This window comes from Pontixanthobacter luteolus (assembly GCF_009828095.1).
In the GTDB taxonomy this organism is placed as follows: Bacteria; Pseudomonadota; Alphaproteobacteria; order Sphingomonadales; family Sphingomonadaceae; genus Pontixanthobacter; species Pontixanthobacter luteolus.
In genome coordinates, this window is record NZ_WTYP01000001.1 from 1,114,434 (window position 1) to 1,137,040 (window position 22,607).

Sequence of the window (22,607 nt, forward strand, 5' to 3'; positions counted from 1 at the left end):
CGCGAGACATCGCGGCAACAAGGGCTGTTCCCCGATAGCTCAGCGGTAGAGTAGGTGACTGTTAATCACTTGGTCGTTGGTTCGAATCCAACTCGGGGAGCCATCCTTTCCCAAGGATATTCAGACGGCTTGGCCGGTGCGTTCAAACGCTCTGGCCGGTACGCCCTCGCCTTTCGGGAAAGTCAGCCAGAAATGCCGGATCGCCGATGCCGAACCACCGCGCAATTTCCGCTTTCCGGTCCCAGATTTGTTCATAGTCGATCATCAGGACCTGGCCACTTTCTGCCGCCGCACGGAATGATTCAGCCTGCGCTTCGACACCCGCGATAAAAGCCGCCTTGCGTGCGCGACCTGTCAGCCAGAGAGCGCGCGGCAATCCCAGCTTCGCCGCCTGATCGCGCAGCCATCCCCGCCGCCGCAAGCTTGCAAACACGTCTTCCGGTTTGCCCGTCACAAATATGATCCTCGATCGGGTAAATTCCTCGGTGCCGGGAAATCGGGGCAGATGCTTCAAGCCGTCTCGATCATTGCGATGATTCGAGCTGGTAAAGCGGGCGCAATGATCGATCAGAAAAGTGGTGCCGACACCGCCCGGTGAAATGATCAAACAGGGCGGTACCGGGGCCGCAGGTTCAGCAGCGGGCACACAGCCGCGCGCACGCACCCTCGCAAGCCAGTGAAGCCGTATTTCGCGGCGAATCTTGCGGAAAGGCCAGCCCGCTGCGCGCACCAGACCTTCCCGCACATTCATGCCGTTATTACGCGACTGCGCCGTGGCAGTGCTTGTACTTGTTACCCGAACCACATGGGCACGGTGCGTTGCGGCTGATTACCTGATCGGCATAGGGATTTTCTCGGTTCGACCCGCCCGGCCCCGCTGCCGCACGGGGGCTGCCCGCCAGCGAACCGAACAGGGATGCCTGCGAAGCCGATCCGTCACCATCGTTCGAATTGTCGAGGCCCGTCAGCGGATCGATATGTCCGGTCAGGAAGTCCGGCAGATCAGGCAATTCCTCCTGAACAGGCTGCTGAATGCGCAGTTCGCTTTTCAGCAGGATGCTGGTGATGTCTTCACGCAAGCTGTCGAGCATCTGTTCGAACAGGCCGAAAGCTTCCTGTTTGTATTCGTTGATCGGCTGCTTTTGCGCATGTGCACGCAGGAACACGACCTGACGCAAAGCGTCGAGCGTCGCCAGATGTTCTTTCCAGAAATGGTCGAGCCGTTCCAGCAGGATGCTCTTCTCGACGCGGGTCCAGATATCCGGATCGGCATTGGCGATCTTCGCTTCCATCCGTTCATCGACCATGGCCAGAAGGCGTTCTTCGATGATTTCCGGTTCCACCGTATCTTCTTCCAGCCATTCATCGAATGGCGGCTGCAGATCCAGCACTTCTGCGACGCGTTCTTTCAGCAGATCCATGTTCCACTGTTCCGGATAGGATCCCGGAGGGCAGGATTGCATGACGATGCTGTTGACCGTGTCATGGCGCATATCGACCACCACATCGCCAACCGTTTCGCTGTCCATGATTTCCGCGCGCTGTTCATAAATAACCTTGCGCTGGTCGTTCATGACATCGTCGTATTCAACAACCTGCTTGCGGATGTCGTAGTTGCGCGCTTCGACCTTTTTCTGAGCGGTTTCAATGGCTTTCGACAGCCATTTTGAACCGATCGCTTCGCCGTCTTCGAGGTTGGAGTTCATCATCCGCGAAAACAGCGTGTCTGGCCCGAAGATGCGCAGCAGATCGTCTTCCAGGCACAGGTAGAACCGGCTCAGGCCCGGATCTCCCTGACGCCCGGAACGCCCGCGCAGCTGGTTGTCGATACGGCGGCTTTCGTGCCGTTCGGTTGCCAGCACGAACAGGCCGCCAGCTTCCTTGACCTTCTGCCGTTCGGCGCCGACTTCTTCCTCGATCTTCTGGATCGCGGCATCACGTTCCGGCCCTTCCGGCATACCGGCCAGCTCGGCCTCGATACGGAATTCGACGTTGCCGCCCAGCTGAATATCGGTGCCGCGGCCCGCCATGTTGGTCGCGATGGTGACAGCGCCCAGGCGGCCTGCCTGTGCAACGATATGCGCTTCACGTTCGTGGAAGCGGGCGTTCAGAACTTCGTGAGCGACGCCCTCTTTCTTGAGAAACTCTGCCAGCAATTCCGATTTCTCGATGGAAACCGTACCCACCAGAACCGGTTGGCCAATCTCGTTCTTCTCGCGGATCGCCTTGGCAATGGCTGCGAACTTGTCTTGCGTGTTCTTGTAGAACTCGTCCTCTTCGTCGATCCGCTGGACCGGCTTGTTGGTCGGGATCTCGACCACGTTCATCTTGTAGATGTCCCAGAATTCGGACGCCTCCGTGGCAGCCGTACCGGTCATGCCGGCTAGTTTTGGATACATCCGGAAATAGTTCTGGAAAGTGATCGAGGCCATCGTCTGGTTTTCAGGCTCGATCTTGACGCCTTCCTTCGCCTCGACAGCCTGGTGCAGGCCATTGGACCACCGACGCCCGTCCATCATGCGGCCGGTAAATTCGTCGATGATGACGACCTTGTCGTCCTTAACGATGTAGTCGGTATCGCGCTTGAACATATGGACGGCTTTCAGCGCCTGATCCATGTGATGCACGATCTGCGTGTTTTCGACGTCGTACAGATTGTCGGTTTCCAACAGGCCCCGCTCGATCAAGAGCTTCTCGATCTCTTCGGTGCCGTCTTCTGTCAGGCCGATATTTTTGCTCTTCTCGTCCTTCTCGTACCAGTCTTCAGGGATCTCCTTCACGATCGCGTCGATCGAGACGTAGAGATCGGTCTTGTCTTCGGTCGGGCCGGAGATGATCAGCGGGGTCCGCGCTTCGTCGATCAGGATCGAGTCGACTTCATCGACAATTGCAAAATTGAAGGTCCGCTGGACCATCTGGTCACGGCTCTGCTTCATGTTGTCCCGCAGATAATCAAAACCGAATTCATTGTTGGTGCCGTACGTAATGTCGGAACCATAAGCCTCGCGGCGCTCATACTCGCCCAGATTAGGCACGATCACGCCGACGGTCAGGCCCATCCACCGATAGAGCTGGCCCATCCATTCCGCATCGCGGCTGGCGAGGTAATCATTGACGGTGACCACGTGGACACCCTTGCCCTCGACCGCATTGAGATAAACCGCCAGCGTCGCCACCAGCGTCTTGCCTTCACCCGTGCGCATTTCGGAGATTTCGCCGCGATGGAGCACGATGCCGCCAATCATCTGCACATCGAAATGGCGCATACCCAGCACCCTGACGGATGCCTCGCGAACCGTCGCAAAAGCTTCCGGCAGAATATCGTCGAGGGTCTTGCCCTCTTCCAGCATAGCGCGGAATTTTACTGTCTGCGCCTGCAGTTCCTCGTCGCTCAGAGCCTGAATTTGAGGCTCCAGATCATTGATCTGATTGACGATTTTACCAAGCGATTTGACGTAACGATCGTTGGACGATCCGAATACGGATTTCAGGAGTGAATTGATCATGCGAAGTCTTTCGAGAGACAGAATATGGAGAGGGCCGCCCCGGCGCAGCGCGCAGTGAGGCAGCAGAATTGGTTAGCCGGTTAAAGCTGGGCGCTATTCGTGCGCGCGGTCAGCACCGAACTGAACGGTCGGGATGAAGATTTTGACCGCTTTGCGCGTCTTGGCCCCGCGTTCGGATCCCGCAACACCTGCCGGGCCGCGACGCTTGGTATCGCAGGCGCACTGCACCTGTTTGCCAGGCTCGCTGACTTCCGCGCTGGCGACCTGTTCGCAAACACCGTTCGAAACGGCAGCGCCCACCGGCGTACCAACGGCGGCAAGTCCGGAAAGAAGCGCAAGAAAAGCGAGCAAACGGCGCATGGCATTCTTTATAGGTACGCCGCGCCGGATAGTCCACTGCGAGAAATTGCCAAGATGCGGATTGCGGGGACCACAACGAGTAACTAAGCGACAATGCCATGGAACTTGCACGCTCTCCCTTGGCCACTCCCTTCCCAAAAATGCCGGAAATCGGCGGAGTAACCCTGCGCATCGCGCGTGCGAGGTACAAGGAATGGGACCGCGCCGACCTGACCTTTGCCGAATTTGCTGAAGGCACTGCGGTTGCCGGGGTATTTACACAGAGCGCGTGCCCGTCGAACGAAGTCGAAATGGGGCGAGAGCAGGTCAAGCACGGCAAGGCCCGGGCGCTGATCGTCAATGCGGGCAACGCAAACGCCTTCACCGGATACCGCGGCCGCGAAGCTGTCGAGCAGATCGCGGAACAGGTGGCCGCTCATCTCGATTGTGTACCTGCCGAAGTGTTCGTCAGTTCAACCGGGGTCATTGGCGTGCCTCTGCCGAAGGACAAGGCCCGCGATGGCGTGGACGCTGCGCTGAATGCGGAGCCGTGCAGCTGGGAAGACGCCGCGAACACGATTGCGACGACCGATACTTTCGCCAAAGGTGCCACGGCATCGGCGATGGTTGGCGGCACACGCGTCGAGATTTCCGCGATCATCAAGGGCAGCGGGATGATCGCGCCAGACATGGCAACCATGCTCGGCTACATCTTCACCGACGCAGCAATCGACCCGGCATTCCTGCAGGAAATCCTGTCAGAAGCGAACCGGCGGACATTTTCGTGCATCACCGTCGATAGCGACACGTCGACCAGCGATACCGTGCTGGCGTTCGCAACCGGCGCTGCGGGCAATGCGCCGATCAGATCCTATGACGATGACGGAGCGGACGCGTTCGCCGCGGCGCTTCACGATGTCTGCCTGCAGCTGGCGCAATCGGTCGTTCGTGACGGCGAAGGCGCAAGCAAATTCATCGAAATATCGGTGAGCGGCGCTGACAGCGACGAAAGCGCGCGGAAGATCGGTTTGTCGGTGGCGAATTCTCCTCTGCTGAAGACGGCCATCGCCGGGCAGGACGCAAACTGGGGCCGCGTGGTCATGGCGGTTGGCAAGGCCGGCGAACCTGCCGACCGGGACAGGCTCTCGATCGGGTTCGGCGGGATCTGGGCCGCGAAAAACGGCCAACCCGTTCCTGACTATGACGAAGAGCCTGTCGCAAGACATTTGCAGGGGCAGGACATAACTATAGAAATCGACATCGGAATTGGCGGCGGCAGCGCGACAGTCTGGACCTGCGATCTGACCCACGGATATATCGACATCAACGCGGATTACAGATCGTGAAATCACTGAACGAAGCCATGCGCGAACTGCTGGTCCGTGTTTCGGAGACAGCAATTCTGCCCCGTTACCAGAACCTGACGCAGAGCGAGATTGCCGACAAGGGCAAGAACGAGCTGGTCACAGTCGCTGACCGTGAGGCAGAGGTCATGCTGGCAGAAGGATTGGGAGCGATCCTGCCCGGCCTCGCGATTGTCGGCGAAGAGGCTAGCGAAGCAGACCCGTCTGTTCTCGACGGCCTGTCGCAGCAGTGCTGGATTATTGACCCCATCGACGGGACGGGAAACTTTGCCAGCGGCAAGCCGCCATTCGGCATCCTAATCGCACTATGCGAGGGTGGTCTGACACAGGCTGGATGGATCTACGATCCGCTCGAAGGCCGGTTCTGCCATGCGCACCGGGGCGAAGGTGCGTTCATTGACGGTGAACGCATAACCGCCCGCACTACCGGACAGACACCGCCGATCGCGGGTATCTCGACCCTGTTCATGGAAGACGGTTTGCGTGAAAAGGTGCAGCAGCATATCGCGCCGCATTATTCGCTGGTCGACATTCCGCGCTGTGCAGCGGAACAATATCCGCGGCTAGCGCTAGGCACTAACGACGTCAGCATATTCAACCGCACGCTGCCGTGGGATCATGCCGCAGGCGTACTTTGGCTCAACGAAGCGGGCGGCAAGGCGGCTCGCAACGATGGCAGCGAATACCGCGTGGACGAATGGGATCGTCCGGGCCTGATCGGCGCGGCCAGCCCATCCTTGTGGGACGAGCTGGCCGAACGGGTTGCCTTGATCAGCTAAAAGAGAACTTTAGAGCTCGCTTTCAATCCAGCCCTTTAGCTGGCTTTTCGGCGCTGCGCCCAATTTCTGCGCGACAGCTTTGCCGTCCTTGAAAAGGACCATGAGCGGGATCGACTGGACACCGATTTCACCCGGAATGCCGGTGTTTTCCATGATATCCATCTTGGCGATGGTGACCTTGTCGGAGAGCTCTTCGCTGATTTCTTCAAGCGAGGGGCCGATCATTTTGCATGGTCCGCACCATTCGGCCCAGAAATCGACCAGCACGGGCTTGTCGGATTCGAGTACGTCGGTTTTGAAACTTTCATCGGTGACGTTGATTGTCGCCATGGTAAATCTCCTGTTCTGTTGTGCCCTATCTAGGCACGAAGCATATTTACTCAACGTCCATTGGCGGAAAGCTTTCCTGCCTTGTGGACAAACGCGACTTGCCTGCCGCCATCATCTCGGCCGGAATCTCGATGAGTTTAGGGGTCTGAGTATAGAGCAATGCGGCCCTGACCGCCTTGTCTGGATAGATCGCCTGCAATGCTGCGCCGTAAGCTGACATCTGGCGGATTGTCGCCTCGGGCACTTGTGAAAGCGTTTCGGGCGGGCGGCGCGCAGTCTTGAAATCGACAACCGTGACCTCGCTGGCGGTCACCAGAAGACGGTCGGCGATCCCAGCGACTACCTGCCCATCGACGGTTGCCGCCAGAGGAACCTCTGCCAAGGCCTGGTCGGAAAACAACGCTGCGAACGACGCGTCGCCAATCACCCGGATCGCGGCGAGAGCGATCTCATCCCGCGCAGGTCCGGAAAGGTCGGCTGCATGCACGGCCAGCCATTTCTCGGCGCGATCGTTCCTTTCCTCAACGGCGACATCGGGCAGCCTTTCCAGCAATTTGTGGATCAAGACGCCGCGCCGGGCTGCCTCGCGAACCGCATCTGGGGGAAGCGGCGGGTCGGCTGCTTGCTCCTCGCCCACAGCCGAAGGTGCCAATGGCCGAGGCGGGCGCGGTTCGGGCCCGATCGGCGTGGTGACCCAATCCGGCAGGGAAACGGAACGAGCCGAATGAGCGTCAGGTGTCTGACCACCGGATACCGGCTCGGGGCGTCTGCCCCAGACGCGGTAACTGCCGAACGCAGTACCCTCCTCGCTTTCCTCTGGCATCAGCGATTCGAGCCGCGCATACCAGCTGTCGGGCGCAGGGATTTTCTCCGTCTTGCCCAGCGCGCCGCCGACAAACAGCGCTTCTTCCGCACGGGTCATCGCCACGTAAAGCAGACGCCAGTGTTCTTCCCGGCCAATCGCCATGGAAGCTTCCTTGGCCTCACGCACAGGATCGATCATCTCGTCCGTTCTGAGCGAAAGTACCGGCACTTCAATCTCGCCGCCGCCCGCCCTTTTCTCTGTCAGGGTCACGCCGCCGACGTCCGAATTGTCGGGGTTCCCGGTCGCATCGGCCAAAATCACGATCGGTGCCTGAAGCCCCTTTGAACCGTGCACAGTCATGACACGGACCAGCCCCTCACTCGCCCCGGCTTCGCGTTTCAGATCGCTTTCACTGGCATCGAACCACTGGATAAAACCCTGCAAACTGGCGGTGTGAACCGAACTGTATCCCAAAGCCGCATTGAGCAATTCATCGATCGGATCATTCGCCTCTTTCCCAAGACGCGCGATAAGTTTCTTTCTGCCTTGCCATGGTCCCAGCAGCATCCAGTGGAGCAGCGCCTGTGGCGGCTCGAAATCGGCCAGCCGAAGCAAATCGCGCAGCCGGTCCGCGGTTTCTACCGCCAGCGGCGCATCGCTTTTCCTGATATGATCCCACAGGCGCACATTCTGATCGCGCCAGGCGTGCTGAAGCAAATCTTCCTGCGACCACCCGATCAGGGGAGACACCAGCAGGTTCGCCAATTCCAGATCGTCCAGCGGCTGCGCAGCAAACCGCAGGGCTGCCATCAGATCCTTGACCGCAAGCGGTTCACCCAGCCGCAGGCGGTCGACCCCCGCAACGGGAATGCCTCTGGCATAAAGCCGCGCCACGATCAGTCCGGCCAGTTCCTTGCGCTTGCGGACCAGCACCATGATATCGCCCGGTCCGGCATTCCTCGGCGTGCCGCCCTTGACCAGCGGATATCCGTGATCGAGCCAGTCCCTGACCTGATTGGCAATCGCGTCCGCCATGCGGCGTTCAGACCCGGTCACGCGCAGTTCGGTGCCATCATTGTCGTTGCTTGTGGCTGCATCGTCGTCCGCCGGGGCGGCGCTGATCGGTTTCCATAAAACGACTTCGCCCGGCCGCTCGTCACCTTTGTGTTTTCCGGGATCTCGGGTCAGGCCGAATGCCTTGATCCCGATCTTTTCAATCACCGCATCGACGAAATCGAGCACCGGCTGCGCCGTGCGATATGACCTGCCCAGCCCCAGTTTGAGCAATTCGCGGACATCGTTACCACCGCGGATTTGAGCTGCATTGTCCGCTGCCGCCGACATTTCCTTATCAAAATGCTCGCGCGCGATCTCGAAGTTTTCAGGGCTGGTCCCCTGAAATCCGAAGATCGCCTGCTTGTAATCACCGACAACAAATATGGTTCGCAGCTTGTCATCATGCTGCCCTTCTCCGGCGAAGAAATCCCCGGTTAGCGCGCGAATAATTGACCACTGCGCCTCGTTGGTATCCTGCGCTTCATCGATCAGGAGGTGGTCGAAACGGCGGTCCAGCTTGTAGCGTATCCAGTCGGCCATATCCGACCGCGAAAGGAGCATCGCGGCGCGGCGGATCTGATCATCGAAATCGATGAAGCCTTCCCGGCTTTTCGCCTCTTCCCAGCGCAGCGCGAACCGCCGCCCGACGCGCAATGCGGGTGCCAGGCGGTCAGCGAACTCGAACCGCATTCGCATCTCGGTGATCTTCGAAATCGAATCCAGAGCGCGATCTGTCACGGCCTGGTAATCAGGTTCGTGTTTCACGATGGAAGCAAGCCACCGCGGAGCCTTGGATTTGGTGAAAATCCCATCGTTCAGCTCATCGATCTTCTCGAGCCGAACTTTCGGGCTCGCTGCCAACCAATCTGCGATCGCGTCAGCAATCTTGAGACCGGTCGGCCTGCCCCACGACACTGCCGCAGCAGCGCATTGCTTCAGCGCGTCGACGTCGAAATTCTCATCCATGCACAGTTCAGCCAAATCTTCTGGCTTTGCATCAACGCCCAGACCCAACAGACTCTTGACGCGCGGCATGAGGTCATCCGGCCAAGCGTCCGGTCCGAACCACAATTCGCGCGCATTGGCACACCGCATCAACCATGCCTGCGTCTTGTCCGCGGCCATCTGGATGCTGAGCATGGCGAGAGAATCCAGCAGGTCGGTTTCGCCTGCACTTTCCCATTCGACCAGCATGTCGGCCAGCACATCATGGGCGAGCAGCTCACGGTCGCGATCTTCCATCGCCCTGGTGCCCGGAGCCAGTCCTGCTTCTTCTGGAAAAGCAGCCAGCAGCCACTGCGCGAACGCGTGGATTGTATCGATCCGAAGCCCGCCGCCGGGGCAATCGAGCACGCTGGCAAAAAGGCTGCGAGCGCGGCTTTGCGTTGCCTCGTCGATCGGGGCACCGATGGCCCGCAAATCCTTGGCCAGAACTTCCGGTTTCATGCGCACCCAGTTGGCAAGCACTTCGTTCACACGGGTCGCCATTTCCGCTGCGCCAGCCTTGGTAAATGTCAGACACAGAATCTGCGACGGATCGACACTTTGGCGCAGCAGCAAACGCAAAACGCGGGCTGAGAGAACCTGGGTCTTGCCTGTGCCCGCCGATGCGGACAGCCAAACGCTCTCCTGCGGATCAACCGCCAGCGCCTGATTTTCCTGCAGCGGGAACACCCGGCCTGTTTTCGGTGCGCTGCTCATTCCTCGCGCCCCATCCATTCTTCCAGCCGCATCAATTGGTCATAGGTGGCATAGACTTTCGCATCGGGGTTCTGGCGCGCCGTGAACGGCGCATTGCCCAATATCCAGGTGTCCAGCGCATCATCGAGAAATGCCTGCGCCTGCGGCAAGAAGTCTTCAGGCATTATGTTGCTTCGGTTCTGCCCTTTCTTGACCGGGGTCGAAACAGAACCGAAGCCAGTTTCGCTATTGTCACTTTTCGCCAGCGACCAATATTCGAATTTCTCTGGCGTACCTGACAGTGCCGGGAATGCGCCCTTTTGCGCCATTAAGCCGATCGTGCCGAGCTGCAGCGCGTAACCGGCTGCCACCTCTTTGTTGCTAGGCGCTTTCCCGGTTTTGTAATCGACGATTGCCAGCCCGCCGTCTTCCAGCTCGTCGATCCGGTCGACCTTGCCGAATATAGTCACGCCGCGCTCTATCATCTCGGCCCATTCTTCGAACAATCTCGGCTTTCGCCCTTCGAATTTCGCAATTGTGTCCTCGACCCACTCAAGCCCTCGCATCAGGCGCGGCTGCCACAGGGCGCGCATCAGCGGGTGCGAATTCATCTGGCGCAGGCCCTCCTCCGCAACCTCCACCATGGGCCGTCCGGTCTTGTGCCAGTTCTCCAGAATTTCGTGCGCCGCTGTTCCCTGCCACGCGGGCGATGGCCTGGCATCAAGCGTGTCGAGTTCCTTGAGGCGCAGAATCGAACCTGCATAGAACTGGTACGGATCGGACCGCAGCCGATCGAGCGCGGTTACACTGATCCGTTGCTTCCGCTGCTCAGGCGCCGGGCAAGGCTGAGGCACTTCATACGGCCCCGCCCGTTCGGCATTGTCGATTTCAGCGGCCAGTTTCGGCACCTGCTGTTCGATATGGCGATCAATAAGATCGTCGCCCAGCAGCGCCTTGACCCTGAGCAGGAACCGGGAAGGTATCGCTGGTCCGTCTATGTCCCTTTCAGCCCTGCTCAGCACAACCTCCGGTGCGCCCAGCGCACCTGCAAGGTCATGCGCGGAAAGACCGATCCGGAAGTCTGCGCCAGGCACTCCCAATGCCCGCAAGACCGGCGGTGCCAGCAACGGGTCGCTTGACGGTGTCGCAGGCCAGCTGCCTTCATTGAGGCCCGCGCAGATGACCAGATCCGCGCGGCTCATCCGCGATTCAAGCAGACCGTAGATCGAAACCCTGGGATGTCCGCCATATGGGGGCCGAACCGCCACCGCTTCCATCGCATCACGGAGTGCGACGTATAACTCGTCAGCTTCAAGACCGGTTTTGGTATCAGCGCAGTGAAGCCGCAGATCTTCAATGAACGCAGACAAGGCGCGGCCGTCTTCTCGGCTCCATAACGCATCACCGCAGAGCAGCTCGCCGGCCTCGGATAGCAGGGTGATGAAGTCTTCCAGCGGCTGAGGCCCGTTCGCATCCAGCAATGGCTGCAAGATGTCACACACCTGCGTGAACCATTCAGAAACATGCGCCTCTTCCGCAATCGGCTTGAGCGGGTCCAGACCCGGTGCCGGCCGCGGTCCCCGCAAAGCGCGCTCGAACTGCCGGGCAGCTTTCAGCCAGTCCCCGCGCCCATCGTCGAACTTCACCAATGGATGCTGAAGCAGTGCCAGAAGCTGCACCGGAGCGGCCCGTTCGGCCATCACCTCCGAGAGCAGCAGATACAAACGGCCAGCAGCAGTCTGGGAAAGCGGCCGCCCGGCGGAATCGTCAGCCTCTATGTACCAGCGGCGTAAATGCTGGACGATACGGCGGGCGAGCCCCCGATCAGGCGTGATGACCGAGACCCGTCTCTCAGGCTCTTCAAGCGCCTGCCTGACAAGCAGCGCGACGGCCTGTGCTTCGGACTCGGGGCTGGCGGTTTCCATGATACGCACACCGGACAGGCGGCGTTTGTCGGGCGGAAGATCGACCCAGCTCTTGCTGGCTTCAGGCGGCAGGAACAGGCTGGAAATTGCATGGGTCCGTTCTGGCGGCGCGGCAGCCAAACCCTTACGGTGCCACTGCTGTACTTCACCGCGCGCTATCCCCATCCGATTGAGGAGCAATTTCAGGTGATATTGCGGATGGGTCACCGCATCACCGCGTTCGAACACCGGTCTGCCTGGCTCAGGAGGACCGCCCGCAGCGCCCAGTTCGTCCCATACCTCGTCATCCAGGGCGAGATCGAAATCAGGCAGGATCACCGCACCGCCCGGCAATTGCGACACGACCTTGAGAAGCCTTGCAAGCGCGGGTGCCGCACTGGTTACACCGGCCGCCACCACCGGGGTTTGTGGGGGCGTGTCCTTCCACGTTTTCGCTGCGTGATCGAACAAACGGTTGCGCCGGGATGCGGCATCAATCCGGCCCATGTTCTCCAGCTCAGCCTGCCAAGCTTTCTGGACAGCATAAAATAGCTTGGTGTTGTCTTCCCAGTGACGGGCATTACCCTCCATCGCGGCAAGCGTTTCCGGTTCCCACAGCTGCTCTGGCGAAATCTCTTCCGCTAGCAGCCTGTCCATCGTTTCTGCCTGTTGCCTAGCCAGACGCAAGACCGTGGCCGCATTCGGAACTGTCATTCCCAGACGTGCCATCGCTGCAGGTATAATGTCCGCCAGCGTGAGCCAGCGGCGTGTTGGCTCGACCGCAGCAGGGATGCCCAGCGCGCCGAGCGGATCAAGCAGGCTGCCCAGCGCTTCGTCGAGATCAAGGTCGCCGACCACCGCCATGCGCGGCATCAGCATTCCCTGCCCGCCTTGTGCGCCGTAGTGCCTGATGAAAGCCTCGCTCACAGTGCGCATGGCGCGCGAACTCGGCAGCAGCAGGGTCAGCCTGGCAAGCCCGAATTGTTCCTCGGAATAGCGCGGGACGAGACCGGCAACGAGTGCATCGGCAAAACCGCGATGCGCAGCGATGGAATACATCTGCGGCGTCTGGCCGCTCATGCGGCTGGCCTATCCACGTTGCAGCGCTTCCTCGGTCGGCCTGATTGCCTCCGGCGTGCCGACTTCGAACCAGTTACCGGTAAAGGACGTCCCGTAAAGGCGCCCCTCTTCGATCGCCCGGTTCCACAGCAGATTGGTCGAAAAATGACCCTCTGGCGCCTCCCTCAACAGGCGGTGCGATACCAGTTGGATGCCGGTGTAGATGAATGGCGCGATACGCCCGGAACGCCGGCGACTGACTTTCCCGACCGCGTCCATGTGAAAATCACCCTTGCCGCTGAAATTGAGCGCTCGGGCATGCGGCACGAGAAGCAACAGCGCGTCCATGATTTCCGGATTCCATCGCCGGGAAAGGTCGTGAAATGCATCGCGTGGCCCGTCGAGCCAAATATTGTCGGCATTCAGGCAGAAAAACGGGTCAGCCAGTTTCGGCTGCGCCTTGATCATCCCGCCGCCGGTTTCCAGCAATTGCTCGCGCTCGTCAGAGATCGCGACCTTGGGCGATGTGCGGTCCTGAAGATGTGCCTCCAGTGCATCGGCAAGATAATGGACATTCACGACAGCGTTCTCGACACCAGCAGATGCAAGGCTGTCCAACGCATAATCGATCAGCGGTTTTCCGGCGACGCGAACCAGCGGCTTTGGCTGTGATGCAGTCAACGGCCGCATCCTTTTTCCCAGCCCGGCAGCCATGACCATGGCGGTGTCGGATGCGAGCTTCGTCGTCATTCCGGGCGCCCTCCCTTGGCGTCGCGTATATGGCCGGGAATATTGGCATCAAACCAGTCCGCCAGCGGTGCAAGCGCGGGATGCATCAGGTCACGTTCCAGCGCGTCCCAGACACGCGGTATGAAATCCAGATAATGCGGTTTGCGATCACGTTTGTTGAGCCGTGTGAAAATGCCCACGATCTTTGCGTTGCGCTGGGCACCAAGGCGCGCGAAGTCGGCCTCAAAATCGGCGCCCGGTGCAGCAGTGGCAATATACCGGTCGAGCATTTGCCTTTCCAGTTCCAGCGACACATCGCGCCGCGCATCCTGCAGCAGTGACACCAGATCGTATGCCGGGTGGCCCACCAAAGCGTCCTGAAAATCGATCAGCCCCTGCTCGCCCGACCCGTCCTTGGCCGGATTCAGCAACATGATGTTTTCGGCGTGATAATCGCGCAGTACAGTAACGCCGGGTGCCTGCCTCTCCACGACGGGCGCCAGCACTTCTTTCCAGGCCGCGCGGTAACCTTCGTGATCCGCATCCAGCCCCATCGCAGGGCAGAACCATTCGGTCAGCAAATCGGTTTCACGCTGATATACGGCCATATCGTATGGATCGAACGGCCCGGCCGGGCTCTGATGGAGCCGCGCAAGCGCATCGATCGCGGCGGCATAGGCTGCCTGTTCACCCTGCGGATTTTCATCGAGCCAGTCGCGCATCCGGTCATTGCCGAAGTCTTCGGTCAGGACCCAGCCCGAACCGGCATCTTCGGCATAAATCTCCGGCGCCCGCTGGCCATGCTGGCCCAGCCATTTGGCGACGTGAAGAAAAGGCTTCGGGTCTTCCTCCGGCGGCGGGGCATGCATCAGCATCGCCCGGCGGTCCGCGTCCCTGATCCTGAAATAGCGCCGGAAAGACGCATCGCCTGGGATCGGGCTTACCTCGGCCCCCGCCCAGCCTGATGATTTTAGGAAAGAATCAAGTCCGTCGGGCAAATCGTTCATGACAATCGGGATAGCCAATTCTGGCCGCGTTGGACAATCGCAATCCGCCCCTCATCCGCAGTTTCCAGCGTGATGGAGAGGCAGCCTGCCTCATGCGAGAATCCGCCAGCATTTTCGGGCCACTCCGCGATCAGCGCCGTGCCATCGCGGTAATCGTCGAGACCGATTTCCTCGGCTTCCCGTGGATCTTCGAGGCGGTAGAAATCTGCATGCACCACGGGCAGCGAAACCGCAGGGGGATCGTAAGTCTCGATTATTGTAAAGGTCGGTGACGGCACTTCGCCCTCGTGGCCAAGCGCCCTGATGATCGCTCGCGCGAGTGTTGTCTTGCCTGCACCGAGACCGCCATTCAGCGCGACCACGTCACCGGGTTCCAGCACATCCGCAATTCGGCTGCCGAATGCCTCCATCGCAGCCAGATCGGGCAGGTTCACTTTCATGGGAGCCGAATGATCGCGGATGTTCCGGCGTTCTTTTGTGACTGGATTTCCAGCGTCCCGCCATGCGCCTCGATCAGTTGGCGGGACAGCGGAATGCCCAGCCCCTGACGCTTTTCATCGCCCTGACCGTCCAGCGCACGGGCAAGTTCCTGCTTGGTCATGCCCGCCCCGCTGTCGGAGATGACAATCTGGGCCACGCCTTTCGGCTTTGAAACATCGACCAGTATTTTCCCGTTTTTGGGCGTTGCTGCAATCGCATTGTCGAGCAACTGGCCAATTGCCCGGCCCAGTTGCCGCGGATCGGCCTCGATCTTGCCGCTTGCCTTGCTGCCACGAAGGTCGAGGGTGAGTTCGCCAGCATTGATCGACGTTTCGCGCGCGCGAACGACATCGGTTACGAACGGCATCATATCGATCCGCTCTTTCGCAAGCGGCAACAGCCCCGCTTCACTCTGTGACAGATCGAGCACGTTTTCGACCTGCTCGGTGAGACGCGAAACCGATTCCAGAATCGCCTGCACATATTCGCGGCCCTGATCCGACAGATCGCCCGCGATACCCGCCTCGAGCAATTCGGCGAACCCGCCAATCGAGGTCAGCGGTGTGCGGAATTCATACGACATGTTGGACAAGAACCGCGTTTTGACTTCGTCCGCTGCTTCCAACGCCTTGTTCCGCTCTCGCAGGGCGGCTTCCGCCTGCTCGTTCGCGGTCACGTCGAGGACTGTCAGCAGCCCGTTGCCATCAGGCAGCGGAATACCGGCAAATTCCAGTGTGCGGCCATCATATAGCAATATCCGGCCCGCCTGTTCCTTTCGGTCAAGCGTGGCTGCGCGAATAACCTCACCGATCGACTTTGCCTGTTTCGGCTGTTCGAGGTTGGGTGCGATCGCTTCCAGCAATTCGGGTGCCGCCGGATGCGCATCCAGCAATTCGGGGTCCAGCCCCCACGTGCCGGCAAAACTGCGGTTCCACAGCTGTAGATGCCCGTCGGGCGCAAACACCGCCAGCGCTTCGAACAGACTGTCGAATGTGGCTGTACGTGTTCGCAGCAGCGTGTCGCGGGTTGCGGACAGGGCCAGCTGTTCGGTGCGGTCTTCCGCGATCATCACCAGCCCGCCATCGGGCATCGGCTGCGCAACCACACGCAAATGGGTTCCGTCCGACAACGGCCAGGCTTCTTCCTGCGTTTCGTCGGATGCAAACCAGGCTGTATGTTCGGCGCGCCATTCGGGGAAATCCCGGACTTCGGGTGTCTTCCCATTCTCACGCGCGTTCGACAGCAGGCGTTCAAACTCAAGGTTTTGCGCTACCGCGCCGGAATTCAGACCGAAGATGCGCCGGAAAGGCTGGTTCGCAAATACCAGCTTACGCTCTCCATCGAACTGTCCCACCCCGATCGACAATTGATCAAGGATCGACCGCTGTGCATCGCGAAACGCGCGGAACTGACGGCCCAGTTCTTCCATCTCCTCGATATCGACAGCGTACCCGGCAACACCCTCACTGCCGAGCGGTAGGTCGCTGACCCGCATCGCGCGCCGCTGGCCATCGATGGTAGTCGAAACAACGCGCTCAATCGGCAGGTTCTTGTCTGCCGCCTGCCCGGCAATCTGAGCCGCTGTCAGGCCATCTACTGCCTCAATGAGTTCAGCCTGTTTCTCAACCGCTGCATCCGCATTCGCTGCACCGACAGCATCGACATAGGCCTTGTTGACCAGTTTAAGCTGTGTGTCGCGCCCGCGAAACCACATCGGCATCGGGGCCGCTTCGATCAGTCCGACCAGCGCACCGAAATCGCCGCGTGCGCGGGCGGCTTCTTCGCGCAGACGTGACAGCTCGCTCTCGCTCTCGCTGAAATCGAATACCCACACCAGCGCGGCACCGCCGGGGGACACTTGTGGATCCGCCAGGACACCGCGCAGGGCCAGGCTGCGCTGCGATCCAGGCGGGGTCAGTGCCATACGAAACGGCGCAGCAGTTTTCTGCGCTTTGCGCACCAGTTCGGTCAATTCGGTAAGCTGGCCTTTTGACAGGCCCTTGCCGGCACCGCCGTCCAACTCGCTGAGATATTCAGGCAGTTTATCCAAGCCGAGCCAGCCGGCGAGGCGGTCTGAACCTTCGATCCGCCCATCGGTCCGGATCATCAGCGGAATGGCCGGAGCTTCGTCAATCATGCGCGCCATCCGGCGGGCGGCCTTTTTGCTGCCTTCTGCCTTGCGGGCCTTGGTACTGGCAGCGATCATCATCCAGGCCGCTGCCGCGGTCCAAACCGCGAGCAAAAGCCCGATTCCAATCATTGCTGTGGGCGAAAATTCCATGACTGGTCAGCTATGCGCGGCAGAGGCTTGATGCAATGCCGGTTTCCGATTGTTGGGCACAAATACGACAAACGCCACCTCCGCAAAACGGAAATGGCGCTTGTCTGCGGCGTATGACGCCAAAATGTTCGTCAAAGCCTAGTAGCGATAGTGCTCCGGCTTGAACGGGCCATCGACCGGCACGCCGATATAATCAGCCTGCTGCTGGCTCAGCTTCGTAAGCTGGACGCCCAGCTTGTCGAGGTGGAGCGCCGCGACCTTCTCATCCAGATGCTTGGGCAAGACGTAAACGTCGTTCTCGTAATCATCACCCTTGGTGTAGAGTTCGATTTGCGCCAGCACCTGATTGGTGAAGGAACAGCTCATCACGAAGCTTGGGTGGCCGGTTGCGCAGGCAAGGTTCACCAGACGCCCCTTGGCAAGAATGATCAGTTCCTTACCATCGGGGAATTTGACCAGATCGGTGCCCGGCTTGAGTTCGGTCCACTCGTAATTGTCGAGCGCGGAAATCTGGATTTCACTGTCGAAGTGACCGATGTTGCAGACGATGCTCATCGGTTTCATCGCCTTCATGTGATCGGCGGTGATGACGTCTTCGTTACCGGTCGTGGTCACGAAGATATCGCAGCGCTTCGTTGCCTCTTCCATGGTCACGACCTCGTAACCTTCCATCGCCGCCTGAAGCGCGCAGATCGGATCGATTTCGGTGACCATTACACGGGCGCCGCCGTCGCGCAGTGACTGCGCCGAACCCTTGCCGACATCGCCGTAACCGGCAACGCAGGCAACCTTGCCCGACAGCATCACGTCGGTCGCACGGCGGATCGCGTCGACCAGGCTTTCGCGGCAGCCATACAGATTGTCGAATTTCGACTTGGTGACGGAATCGTTCACGTTGATAGCCGGGAACGGCAGCTTGCCCTGCTTGGCAAGGTGGTAAAGGCGGTGAACGCCGGTGGTGGTTTCTTCGGAAACACCGTGCAGGTTGGCGACCGTCTTGGTGAGATAGCCGGGATTGCGCTTGATGTAGTCTTTCAGCGCACGCTGCATTTCGATTTCTTCAGCGTTCTGCGGCTCAGGCATTTCCTCGCCGGCTTCGAGGCGTGCACCCCAGAGCGCGAATGCGGTCGCATCACCGCCATCGTCGAGGATGATATTTGCCGTCCGGTCGCCGTCTGCGTGGGTCCACCAGTCGAAGATCTTGCCGACATAATCCCAGTATTCAGCCAGCGTTTCACCCTTGATGGCGAAGACAGGGATATCCTGATCGGCGATGGCCGCTGCCGCATGATCCTGCGTCGAATAGATGTTGCAGGTTGCCCAGCGTACTTCCGCACCGAGCTCAACCAGGGTTTCGATCAGGACAGCTGTCTGGATCGTCATATGCAGCGAGCCGGTGATGCGTGCGCCCTTCAGCGGCTTGCTGGTGCCGTATTCTTCGCGCAGAGCCATCAGGCCCGGCATTTCGGTTTCAGCAATCTTGATCTCGGCACGGCCGTATCCAGCCAGCGAAATGTCCTTGATGATATAGTCTTTGTCAGCGGCCACGCGGCGTCTCCTGAGTGTCAAAAAATTGCGCCCGCAGCCATGGCTATCCGGGCGCTGGAATGTTGCAGTTCGTGTAGCGGTCGAGGTGCCACGATGCAAATATAAAGATATCTTTATATCATGTTGTCATTGCCCACCGGCACCGACGCCCTATATCGAGCGCCACGGCAACTTTCTATGAAAGGAAATTACACGATGACAATTTCTGTTGGCGATAAACTGCCTGACGTAAAGCTGGTCAAGGCGACCGATGCGGGGCCCGAGGCTGTTCAGTCGAGCGACTATTTCGCTGGCAAGCGAGTTGCCCTGTTTGCAGTCCCCGGTGCCTACACCCCGACCTGTTCTGCCAAGCATCTGCCCGGTTTCGTAGAAAAGAAATCGGACCTTCAATCGAAAGGCATTGATGAGATTGCCTGCACTTCGGTGAATGATGCATTCGTGCTGAATGCCTGGAGCAAAGACAACGACGCTAGTGACATTGCGATGCTGGCAGACGGAAACGCCGACTTCGCCAAGGCGATTGGCCTCGACGCGGATTTCCAGGGCTTTGGAATGGGGCAGCGCAGTCAGCGTTACTCGATGATCGTCAATGACGGTGTTGTCGAGCAGCTGAATATCGAAGCGCCCGGTGATTTTTCAGTTTCGAGCGCGGAATACCTGCTCGAGCACATCTGACCGGATATCCAATCAGCTAAAAAGGGGGCGAACCGCTATTTGGTCCGCCCCCTTTTTCATGGCTCAGCCATAACCCATCAGGCTCAGTACTTCCTTGCGGCTGCTCTGGTCGTTCAGGAACGTACCCATCAGCCGGCTCGTGACCATTCCCACGCCCGGTGTCCTTACACCGCGTGCGGTCATGCAGGCATGGCTGGCCTCAATAACCACCGCGACCCCGTGGGGTTGGAGGTGGTTCCAGATACATTCCGCGACTTCGGCCGTCAGACGTTCCTGAATTTGCAGACGCCGGGCATACCCATGCAGAACGCGGGCGAGCTTCGAAATCCCGACGACATGATCGCGCGGCAGATATGCAATCGCGGCCTTGCCGATGATCGGGGCCATGTGGTGTTCGCAATGCGACTGAAACGGAATATCTTTCAGCAGGACTATTTCGTCATAGCCGCCGACTTCCTCGAACACCCGGCTTAGATGGACCGCAGGATCCTCGCCATATCCCTGACAGTATTCTTTCCACGCGCGGGCGACGCGCTTTGGGGTATCGATCAGCCCTTCGCGGCTTGGATCGTCTCCGGCCCATTCGATCAGAGTGCGGATCGCGTCCTGGACATTTTCCGGAACGGGAGGCTTCCCGCGTCCTGTGTCTTCATCGGGCCCTACGAGGCTGCTCATCTATCCACCACCTTGATCATGACTTGCACGCAAATGAAAACGCGCTTGGGCGTCTTTCACCCAAGCGCGCTGACATTGCAAATGGTGCAACGGCGGATTCGTTCCGCCCTGCCCCTTATTCCTTTGCTTCGGATTTCTTTTCCGGCGTGACTTCGGCCTGTGCCTTCTCGGCCTTTTTGCGGCGTTCGAAAATCTTGGCCATTTCCTGCTCGTCGCTATCGCTCAGCTTTTCCGCGAAATCAGGGAAGTGGTCCTCTTCCTCTTCATCGATGTGATGCAGATAATCATGCTTCAACTGCTTGAACTTCTGCAACCAGGCCGCAGATGACATGTCGGTGGCAGCAAGATCGTTCAGCGCTTCGTTCAGCTCGTGGTGTTCAGCGACCGAGTGGCGTGTTTCATCCGTGGTTTCGGGCTTGCGCAACATGGTGGAATAGACCGCCTGCTCCTCTGCCGCCGCATGGCTTTTCACTTCCTTGGTGAATTTTTCGAACAGGTCGCGGCGCGTTTCGCTGTCACCTGACGTATCCTCGATTTTGTCGAGCAGTTTGCGGTGATCGTCATGGTCGGCTTTGAGACGTTCGAAGATGGCTTCGGCTTGGGACATTTTGACTTCCTTTTGAATGGGCTACGCCATCCAAACGAGCCGGAATGCACGTGGTTCCGCTCCGCCTTGGAAGCGGCACGCAAAAGCACCATATTCCTCCCATGAAGTATGAAGACGCCCGCTATCCCACCGCCGAAGTTTTCGAGCTTGAGGCACGCGGGGCGCTTGCCTCCATCCCCGCACCGCTAGGGGAGCAATTGGAAGGCATTGCCTTGCGAATAGACGAATTTGCATCGGCCGATCAGCTGGCAGCAGTCGGGATAGAGTGCCGGTGGAACCTGACTGGCCTATATGAAGGCCGTCCGATCAGCGAGGTTTCAATCTGGGAAAGCGGTACGCTTCCTGCGGTCATATCGCTGTTTCGCCAGCCACTCCTGCGTGAATGGGAAGAAACCCGTGTCGGTCTGCGTGATCTGATTCGGCACGTGGTGATCCACGAGGCCGGACATCATTTCGGGTTTTCGGATGACGATATGCACGCCTTGGAGGATTCGGTCAGCGACTGATCCGCGCCATGGGCGGGAGGCGGAATCGCCATCATCCACCGCCATCTGGCTCAAACAAAAAAGCCATCCCGTGAAGGATGGCTTTTTATTGGCGCGCCCGGAAGGATTCGAACCTCCGACCCCCTGATTCGTAGTCAGGTACTCTATCCAGCTGAGCTACGGGCGCGCTTGGAGGGCGGCACATAAGGGGGCCTGTGCAGCTTGGCAATCCCTTATCACACGCTTTTTCAAAAGAGTTGGCCAGCAAGCTCGATATCGAGCGGTGGTTTCTGCAATTTCGCGATCTCGTCTGGCATGAACCAGTCGATCGCGCCGCCTTCCAGCGCGGCGGGCACCCCGCCCCATTCGGCGATAGTGTAAAGAAGGATTACAATCGGAAAATCGGCGTCTGTCTGCGTAGAATCCGCGAAACAGTTCGCAACACAGTCTTCAGGCTTGATCGTCACTCCCAGTTCCTCAGCCAGCTCTCTTACCAGCGCATCCGCAGGGCATTCGCCTGTTTCGACCTTTCCGCCAGGGAATTCCCACAACCCGCCGTGGTGCTTCTTCTCGGGCCTTTTATGCATGAGGAAGCGGCCTTCCCTGTCATGCAGCGCACCGGCGACCACGAGAGTCCATGTCGGGATATTTTCCACTCAGAAGCCCCTCTTCAACCTTTTCTTAAGAACTTTGAACCAGAAAGCACTCATCAACTTCGCGACGAGAACAGGTGTGACAATGGGACTGATGCAACTCCTAGACAGGGTAGCAAAAGACAAAACCGGTGGCACCGCGATCGAATACGGGTTGATCGCTTCCTTGGTTGTCATCGCCTCTATCGGTGCTTTCGATGCTGTTGCAAACGAAAACACCGGATTGTGGGCGACGATCTCAAGCAAGGTGGGCGACAATATGGGCAACTGAGGCAACTAAGCTTGGGCGCTTAGGAATTTGTCAATCAGTTGCTCCTAACACACCCATTACTCGATCTGGGTCAACCAGAATGGGTCGGGTACCGAAGACTGAACCAGGAGACTACACATGAAGTTCATCAACAAGCTTCTTCGCAACGAAGAAGGCGCCACCGCCATCGAATACGGCCTGATCGCTGCTCTGATCGCAGTTGCTGCTATCACTGCAATGCAGGGTCTGGGTAACGAGCTGAACACCACGTTCACGACCGTTTCGGACAAGATGGGTGAAGGCAACACTGTCTAATAGACGGTTTGCATAACCAAAAAGAAAGGCGGCGGGTTGAACCCGCCGCCTTTTCTTTTGCCTGCAATAATCAGGCGCTA

Annotated in this window: 20 protein-coding genes and 2 tRNA genes; 7 read left to right on the forward strand and 15 right to left on the reverse strand. The window is 59.1% G+C overall.

Annotated features, from left to right (window positions below; genetic code table 11):
• The first annotated feature begins 28 nt into the window (after window positions 1–28).
• Window positions 29–103, forward strand: a tRNA-Asn gene (locus GRI43_RS05310).
• Between the two features lie 39 nt (window positions 104–142).
• Here the strand turns inward: GRI43_RS05310 and GRI43_RS05315 are convergent.
• From GRI43_RS05315 to GRI43_RS05325, 3 genes are all read right to left on the reverse strand, one after another.
• Window positions 143–751 carry a hypothetical protein gene (locus tag GRI43_RS05315; protein WP_160730005.1) on the reverse strand — a complete coding sequence of 203 codons (609 nt, stop codon included), beginning with the start codon at window positions 749–751 and terminating at the stop codon, window positions 143–145.
• Window positions 752–758: 7 nt separating this feature from the next.
• On the reverse strand, window positions 759–3,506 hold the full coding sequence (gene secA, locus GRI43_RS05320) for a preprotein translocase subunit SecA (protein WP_160730006.1): 2,748 nt from the start codon (window positions 3,504–3,506) through the stop codon (window positions 759–761).
• 93 nt (window positions 3,507–3,599) lie between these two features.
• Window positions 3,600–3,866, reverse strand: a complete 267-nt coding sequence (locus GRI43_RS05325) for a hypothetical protein (RefSeq protein WP_160730007.1) — start codon at window positions 3,864–3,866, stop codon at window positions 3,600–3,602.
• Between the two features lie 98 nt (window positions 3,867–3,964).
• Between GRI43_RS05325 and argJ the strand changes: the two genes are divergently transcribed.
• Entirely contained in the window at window positions 3,965–5,191 is a 1,227-nt protein-coding gene (gene argJ / locus GRI43_RS05330; RefSeq protein ID WP_160730008.1) for a bifunctional glutamate N-acetyltransferase/amino-acid acetyltransferase ArgJ, read from the forward strand.
• Window positions 5,185–5,988 carry an inositol monophosphatase family protein gene (locus GRI43_RS05335; RefSeq protein ID WP_338090028.1) on the forward strand — a complete coding sequence of 268 codons (804 nt, stop codon included), beginning with the start codon at window positions 5,185–5,187 and terminating at the stop codon, window positions 5,986–5,988. The genes argJ and GRI43_RS05335 overlap by 7 nt, the downstream gene beginning before the upstream one ends.
• Window positions 5,989–5,997: 9 nt before the next feature.
• On the opposite strand, the gene trxA is transcribed toward GRI43_RS05335, so the two are convergent.
• The 8 genes from trxA to ahcY form a co-directional block, all read right to left on the reverse strand.
• The gene (gene trxA / locus GRI43_RS05340) at window positions 5,998–6,318 is read right to left on the reverse strand and encodes a thioredoxin (protein WP_160730009.1); all 321 of its coding nucleotides are present in this window, start codon (window positions 6,316–6,318) and stop codon (window positions 5,998–6,000) included.
• A 46-nt stretch (window positions 6,319–6,364) separates the two neighbouring features.
• The gene (addA, locus tag GRI43_RS05345) at window positions 6,365–9,880 is read right to left on the reverse strand and encodes a double-strand break repair helicase AddA (RefSeq protein ID WP_160730010.1); all 3,516 of its coding nucleotides are present in this window, start codon (window positions 9,878–9,880) and stop codon (window positions 6,365–6,367) included.
• Window positions 9,877–12,843 (reverse strand): double-strand break repair protein AddB, encoded by a 2,967-nt coding sequence (addB, locus tag GRI43_RS05350; protein ID WP_160730011.1) that lies wholly within the window; start codon window positions 12,841–12,843, stop codon window positions 9,877–9,879. Before addB ends, addA begins: the two co-directional genes overlap by 4 nt.
• A gap of 9 nt (window positions 12,844–12,852) precedes the next feature.
• Window positions 12,853–13,572 (reverse strand): nucleotidyltransferase family protein, encoded by a 720-nt coding sequence (locus GRI43_RS05355; protein ID WP_160730012.1) that lies wholly within the window; start codon window positions 13,570–13,572, stop codon window positions 12,853–12,855.
• Window positions 13,569–14,558: an aminoglycoside phosphotransferase family protein gene (locus GRI43_RS05360; RefSeq protein ID WP_160730013.1), complete on the reverse strand. Its 990-nt coding sequence runs from the start codon at window positions 14,556–14,558 to the stop codon at window positions 13,569–13,571. The genes GRI43_RS05355 and GRI43_RS05360 overlap by 4 nt, the downstream gene beginning before the upstream one ends.
• Window positions 14,555–14,998: a tRNA (adenosine(37)-N6)-threonylcarbamoyltransferase complex ATPase subunit type 1 TsaE gene (tsaE, locus tag GRI43_RS05365; protein ID WP_160730014.1), complete on the reverse strand. Its 444-nt coding sequence runs from the start codon at window positions 14,996–14,998 to the stop codon at window positions 14,555–14,557. The genes GRI43_RS05360 and tsaE overlap by 4 nt, the downstream gene beginning before the upstream one ends.
• Window positions 14,995–17,319, reverse strand: coding sequence for a sensor histidine kinase (locus GRI43_RS05370; RefSeq protein ID WP_160730015.1), 2,325 nt, complete (start codon window positions 17,317–17,319; stop codon window positions 14,995–14,997). Before GRI43_RS05370 ends, tsaE begins: the two co-directional genes overlap by 4 nt.
• A 138-nt stretch (window positions 17,320–17,457) precedes the next feature.
• Window positions 17,458–18,867, reverse strand: a complete 1,410-nt coding sequence (ahcY, locus tag GRI43_RS05375; RefSeq protein ID WP_160730016.1) for an adenosylhomocysteinase — start codon at window positions 18,865–18,867, stop codon at window positions 17,458–17,460.
• Window positions 18,868–19,062: 195 nt separating this feature from the next.
• Between ahcY and GRI43_RS05380 the strand changes: the two genes are divergently transcribed.
• On the forward strand, window positions 19,063–19,542 hold the full coding sequence (locus GRI43_RS05380; protein ID WP_160730017.1) for a peroxiredoxin: 480 nt from the start codon (window positions 19,063–19,065) through the stop codon (window positions 19,540–19,542).
• Between the two features lie 63 nt (window positions 19,543–19,605).
• Here the strand turns inward: GRI43_RS05380 and folE are convergent, their stop codons facing one another.
• Window positions 19,606–20,217 (reverse strand): GTP cyclohydrolase I FolE, encoded by a 612-nt coding sequence (gene folE / locus GRI43_RS05385; protein ID WP_160730018.1) that lies wholly within the window; start codon window positions 20,215–20,217, stop codon window positions 19,606–19,608.
• A gap of 115 nt (window positions 20,218–20,332) precedes the next feature.
• Window positions 20,333–20,824 (reverse strand): hemerythrin domain-containing protein, encoded by a 492-nt coding sequence (locus GRI43_RS05390; protein WP_160730019.1) that lies wholly within the window; start codon window positions 20,822–20,824, stop codon window positions 20,333–20,335.
• A gap of 101 nt (window positions 20,825–20,925) precedes the next feature.
• Here GRI43_RS05390 and GRI43_RS05395 point away from each other — a divergent pair, with 101 nt between their 5' ends.
• Complete coding sequence (locus GRI43_RS05395; protein ID WP_160730020.1) at window positions 20,926–21,330, forward strand: metallopeptidase family protein; 405 nt, start codon at window positions 20,926–20,928, stop codon at window positions 21,328–21,330.
• Between the two features lie 89 nt (window positions 21,331–21,419).
• Here the strand turns inward: GRI43_RS05395 and GRI43_RS05400 are convergent.
• Window positions 21,420–21,496: transfer RNA gene (locus GRI43_RS05400), tRNA-Arg, on the reverse strand.
• Window positions 21,497–21,557: 61 nt separating this feature from the next.
• Window positions 21,558–21,965, reverse strand: coding sequence for a (deoxy)nucleoside triphosphate pyrophosphohydrolase (locus tag GRI43_RS05405; RefSeq protein ID WP_338090010.1), 408 nt, complete (start codon window positions 21,963–21,965; stop codon window positions 21,558–21,560).
• A 34-nt stretch (window positions 21,966–21,999) separates the two neighbouring features.
• Between GRI43_RS05405 and GRI43_RS05410 the strand changes: the two genes are divergently transcribed.
• Window positions 22,000–22,233: a Flp family type IVb pilin gene (locus GRI43_RS05410; protein ID WP_235903612.1), complete on the forward strand. Its 234-nt coding sequence runs from the start codon at window positions 22,000–22,002 to the stop codon at window positions 22,231–22,233.
• Window positions 22,234–22,350: 117 nt separating this feature from the next.
• Complete coding sequence (locus GRI43_RS05415) at window positions 22,351–22,527, forward strand: Flp family type IVb pilin (RefSeq protein ID WP_160730021.1); 177 nt, start codon at window positions 22,351–22,353, stop codon at window positions 22,525–22,527.
• Window positions 22,528–22,607 lie beyond the last annotated feature (80 nt).